The sequence below is a fragment of the Burkholderia sp. Bp9012 genome (assembly GCF_003853825.1).
Taxonomy (GTDB): Bacteria; Pseudomonadota; Gammaproteobacteria; order Burkholderiales; family Burkholderiaceae; genus Burkholderia; species Burkholderia diffusa.
The window spans coordinates 1-3,215 of the sequence record NZ_QTQA01000061.1 but is presented as its reverse complement, the minus strand read 5'-3'; the positions used below and the strand labels follow the sequence as shown (position 1 = coordinate 3,215).

The window sequence follows — 3,215 nt, the reverse complement described above, 5'->3', positions numbered from 1 at the left end:
GACCTGTCACCTGTAGAGTTTGAGCGGCGCTACGCGCTAAACGGCTCGTGAGTGTCTATGAAACTCTGGCCGGTCCAGTGTAACGGCACCGCTCGCCAAGTTCAATCCAATTGGAACACTCGTCCGGCTGCGATTGAATTACCGTGAATACACGGGCCCTCTACTCGACTGTCAGGCGGAGCGAAGGCATCGGCAGACTCCAGGAAAGCCTTCCAACGCGCGAACGATTGCGTCGCACTGGTCGTCCGTAATCTTGGAAAACGCGATCGATACTTGATCCAGCGTAGGATCGTGCTCCGCGACCCGAGACACGAACTGCTTCACACGGACGCTCTGCAAATTTGGCATGTCATACAACGTGTTGAGCGACAACGCACCTCTCACGGTGAGCAGATCGAGATTGTGAAACCGCTTCGGCACAACAAAGCGCTTTTCTAGTGGCTTCACTCCCGCGAGAATCAACAAAATGATTACTGTGCCGCCTATCGAACCGACGTACATGCCGCCACCTACCGCAAGGCCTACTCCCGCAACGCACCAAACACTAGCCGCCGTTGTCAAACCTCGCACAACCTCTCCCCGCAGCAAGATGGCGCCAGCACCAAGGAAGCCGATACCGGAAACCACCTGCGCCGCCACTCGCGATGGATCAAGTGAAATGTGTTGTTGAGCGGCGACGTCGTTGAATCCGTATGCGGATACGAGCATGATCAGTGAGGAGCCGACACAAACCAGCATGTGTGTGCGTAAGCCCGCAGCCCAACTCATTCTCTCTCGCTCAATACCGACGGCCGCCCCTAGGATCGCAGCCAGTGCGAGTCGCAACAGCAATTCGCCGTTTGTTATCATCTATTTTCTCCATGGTGGGTTTGATTGATTAGCCGCCTGATCGCCACCGTCACTCGTTTCTTTCCCCGCTAGCGGTAGGCACCCTGGCTGACGCGATCAGGTTCGTAGGCTACGCAACACCTCATCGTGAAGTTCCGGCGTACATGAGGCCACTACGCGTCCGTCCGACAACATGCCCAGCTGCTGACCGCTCCAGTCAGTGATTACGCCGCCGGCGCCTTCAACGACAGGCACAAGTGCCATGTAGTCCCACGGCTCAAGCCCTGCTTCGATCACCAGATCGACTCCGCCGTTTGCCAAAAGCCCGAACGAGTAGCAGCCACCACCAAATCGGTGCATCGCGGACTGCAAAATGAGTCGATGCAATTTCGGACAGTCTTCTTCGCTGAAGTCATAGGGTGACGTGCCCGCAAGCTTGGCGTCCGACAACATCCTGCACGAACCAGTCCGCACCTTCCGGCCATTCAGCGCCGCGCCATCGGGAGTACCAATCCAGCGCTCATTCGTTGCCGGGATTTCGATAATGCCGATTGTCGGTCGGTCCTGATCCATCAGACAGATCAGCGAGCCGAATATTGGAAAACCGAGCACAAAGGGTTTAGTTCCATCTATCGGATCGAGGAGCCACGTGTATTCGGCGGACTGGGTGGAGCCGAACTCCTCACCACAGATTGCGTGGCCCGGAAAGGTCGAAGTGATCAACTCCCGCATCTGCTGTTCGACCTCTCGATCGGCGAGGGTTACTGGCGATTGATCATCCTTCGATTCGATCGATAGCGGGGTCCGGAAGTACTTCATCGAGGTCGCACGCGCGACGTCGGCAAGCCGCTCGGCAAGTGCGACGGTATCTTGAAAGAGCTTGGAATCCATAGGAGCGATCTAGGAGTGAAACAAAATCAGCTAGGTTATCAGGCCCGCACACGAGCCCGACCCTACTCGGCTCTACTTCAACGTGATGAAGCCCTGTGGGAAGTACTTTGCGATCAAGCCATCCAGAGTACCGTCGGCCTTGATCTTCGCAAGGGCGGTATTGAAGCGCTCGCGCAATCCACTGTCATCCTTGCGGAAGCCAAGTGCCACGCCCACGCCGAGCGTTTGTCTGTCGATAATCGGACCACCAGAGTAATCGAAGCCAGCGCCTTGAGGCTTGCTCAGAAACCCCTTCTTTGCCGCCATCACGTTCTGGAAGGTCGCGTCGATCCGACCGTTTGCCAGATCTGCGTATGCCTGGTCCGCGGTTTGATAGGTGGCGATGTTGACGCCGCCTGGAACCCAGTTCTTGCGAACAAAAACTTCCTCGATCGTGCCCTGGACGACGCCAATCGTCTTGCCCGATAGCGAAGCCACCGTCGGCTGCAGATTGGTCCCCTTCTTCGCCACAAGACGCCGAGCGACGTCATACAACATGTCGGAGAAGCTGATTACACGTGCGCGAGCCTCAGTCGCACTGAAGTCCGAGTTGATGATGTCGAACTTTCGCGCTTCGAGCGCAGGAATCAGTCCATCAAACGGTACCTCTACCCACGTACACTGGACTTGAGCTGCAGCACATAGCGCGGTTCCGATGTCATAGTCGAAACCGGCTAACTTTCCCTCTGGCGTCTTGTATTCGAACGGGAAATAGTTCGGCTCAGTACCGAATTTGACAACCTGGGTGGTATCTGCGTGCGCGCCCGCGCACATCACTGTCGCGAGAATCGCGACTGCTTGGACAAAGCGATTCATTTCGTCACTGCTCCCGTAGTCATCGCGAAAAATAGGACGGATCGGCTAGCTAGTTCGCGTGAATCTCCCGATTGAAGATCTGCACGCACGAGTCGTCATTCACCGTCGAATCGACGTCGCGCGCTCCCTTCATGCGAGCACCACACTAAGACGCCGAAGTCCACTCTAGACTTTTAATCTTCACAGGGCAAGTGCGTCAAAAAGTTTCGCAATTCCACAGACGAAATCGACGCCCGGCCTACATCGCTTTTGACATTGGGTGGCGGCACGCCCGAACCGGTGCTGTCGGCGGATGAGCACGGTAAGCAAACTCAGCCCATCAGTGGCTAGGTCTACCGGAACTCGGCTCAGATGTCGTTCCCACTGCCCGCTCCAAACAAAATCTATCGTCAGCCCGATTTTTGCAAGCGAGGCAGTGTTGACCTAGATTGGACTTGCTCGAATCTATCTGAGGTCGTGGATAGAGATGTGCGATCGTTTGAATTGAGCGGCGATGCAATTCACCGGTTGGAGGTGGGTGTTATCGCAGATCAATCCGTTCAGGCTCGGGTCTCAGGGGCGCGGTGTTGGGCGCAAAGTAATAATGAGCCACTTCGCGCGAAGTAAATCTGAGCCACCTTTCAGTACAGTCAGCCTTTTGC

The 3,215-nt window shown here is 56.0% G+C and carries 3 protein-coding genes; all 3 read right to left on the bottom strand.

Annotated features, from left to right (window positions below):
- Positions 1–171: 171 nt before the first annotated feature.
- A complete protein-coding gene (locus DIE11_RS35825; RefSeq protein ID WP_124489749.1) occupies positions 172–849 on the bottom strand; it encodes an MgtC/SapB family protein in 678 nt (225 codons plus the stop codon).
- A gap of 96 nt (positions 850–945) precedes the next feature.
- Entirely contained in the window at positions 946–1,719 is a 774-nt protein-coding gene (locus DIE11_RS35820; protein ID WP_124489748.1) for an inositol monophosphatase family protein, read from the bottom strand.
- A gap of 72 nt (positions 1,720–1,791) precedes the next feature.
- Entirely contained in the window at positions 1,792–2,574 is a 783-nt protein-coding gene (locus tag DIE11_RS35815) for a transporter substrate-binding domain-containing protein (protein ID WP_124489747.1), read from the bottom strand.
- Between the last annotated feature and the right edge of the window lie 641 nt (positions 2,575–3,215).